This window comes from Nocardia sp. NPDC060220, from assembly GCF_042727815.1.
Taxonomy (GTDB): Bacteria; Actinomycetota; Actinomycetes; order Mycobacteriales; family Mycobacteriaceae; genus Nocardia.
The window spans coordinates 1-1531 of record NZ_JBHWZY010001235.1 but is presented as its reverse complement, the minus strand read 5'-3'; the positions used below and the strand labels follow the sequence as shown (position 1 = coordinate 1531).

Annotated in this window: 1 protein-coding gene and 1 pseudogene; one reads left to right on the top strand and one right to left on the bottom strand. The window is 64.5% G+C overall.

Going from position 1 to position 1531, the window contains the following annotated elements; translation table 11 throughout:
* Positions 1 to 612 (bottom strand): annotated as a pseudogene (locus ACFWF3_RS35610) (KUP/HAK/KT family potassium transporter); the annotation flags it as partial.
* 668 nt (positions 613 to 1280) lie between these two features.
* On the opposite strand from ACFWF3_RS35610, the gene ACFWF3_RS35605 reads away from it, so the two are divergent.
* Positions 1281 to 1499 carry a hypothetical protein gene (locus tag ACFWF3_RS35605; protein ID WP_379318534.1) on the top strand — a complete coding sequence of 73 codons (219 nt, stop codon included), beginning with the start codon at positions 1281 to 1283 and terminating at the stop codon, positions 1497 to 1499.
* The last annotated feature ends 32 nt before the right edge of the window (positions 1500 to 1531 follow it).

Sequence of the window (1531 nt, the reverse complement as noted above, 5' to 3'; positions counted from 1 at the left end):
GGAATCCCAGCGCGTAGGTCGGTGAGATCGCCTCAAGATCTCCGGGTTGTCGCTGATGCCCGCGATCCCGGCCACCCCGATCGCGGTGAACCACGCGATCATCACCGGCCCGAATACGCGCCCGACGACCGCGGTTCCCTTGCGCTGCACCAGGAACAGGACCACGATGATCACCGCGGTGATCGGAATGATGAACTCCTCGAGCGACGGCTCGACGATCTTCAATCCTTCGACAGCCGAGAGCACCGAGATCGCCGGGGTGATCATCGAGTCGCCGAAGAACAACGAAGCACCGAAGATCCCCAGTGCCGCAAGGAAAGTCGCCGTCCGCTTGCCGCCCGGCGCGCTCCAGCGCCGCAGCAGCGTGATGAGCGCCATGATGCCGCCCTCGCCGTCGTTGTCGGCGCGCATCGCGAGCGTCACATAGGTGATCGTCACGATCACTGTGACCGACCAGAAGATCAGCGAGACGATCCCGAACACGTTGTCCTGGCTTACCGGCACCGGGTGCGGGTCGGCCGGATTGAACACCGTCTGCAGGGTGTAGATCGGGCTGGTGCCGATATCGCCGAACACCACGCCCAGTGCCGCGACGATCGCGGCAAGGCGCACGACCTCGCGACCTGTCCCCTGTCCGGGCGGGGTCGAGGTGGCGTGGGTGGGTGTTTCGGTCACAGGTTGTCCTTCCGTGGCGAGCACCCGATGGATGGCGCTGCCGTGACGATATCGCCTGTGGTCGCGATCGGATGGTGCGAGGCATGGCCGACCTCTACGAGACCAACCCCGACTTCCACCAGACCTTCGGCAGCCCGGCGGCCGCGGAGTTCGCCGCGAACGCCCTGCGCATCCACGTGCGGCACCAGGCTTGACGGCGTGATGGGCTGCCCGAGCGCGCGGTGCGGGTACCGCGGCGCTGGCTGGCCAACTGTCGACATGAGGCACGCTCCTATCGAGGACAGCTGGCATCTAGGAAGGATTCATAGATTAACGCTATATAAATTACGAACTGTGGCGCGCCTTCCGTGGATACGGAGTGCTTCGGTGTATTCATCCAGAAATAGGATTTTTGGGATGAAATACCAGCTCATCGCCAATGTAGATACCTGGGATCTCCTGCGCTGAACCCTGTGTGTACGGTCTATCCCAGTCAGCAGCGGAGTGCGACACGTCACAGGGGAGGTTCAGTGTTGAGGAGGCGGGTATGCGAGCGGTCGGCAGCTCTGTCAGGAGCGGTCGTCGAGGTCAGCGCCGGGCTGGTATCGGCGCCGGTAGCATCGTCGGTGCCGACCGCTGAGGTAACCGTCGGCGACTTCTACAGCACGCCGCCCGATGTGGCGGCGGGGGCGGTCATCCGGACGGAGCCCGCGCATCTGGCTCTGTCAGCGCCGGGGCAGCCGGAAATGATCCCCGCATCGGCGGCGTTGGACGCGTCGCAGCGGTGGATGACCGACAGGCTCGCGGGTCAGCCCGCACCGACGAACTGCGCGAGGCTGCCGTGACCCCAAATTTTCGATGAGGATGTCGATGCGGG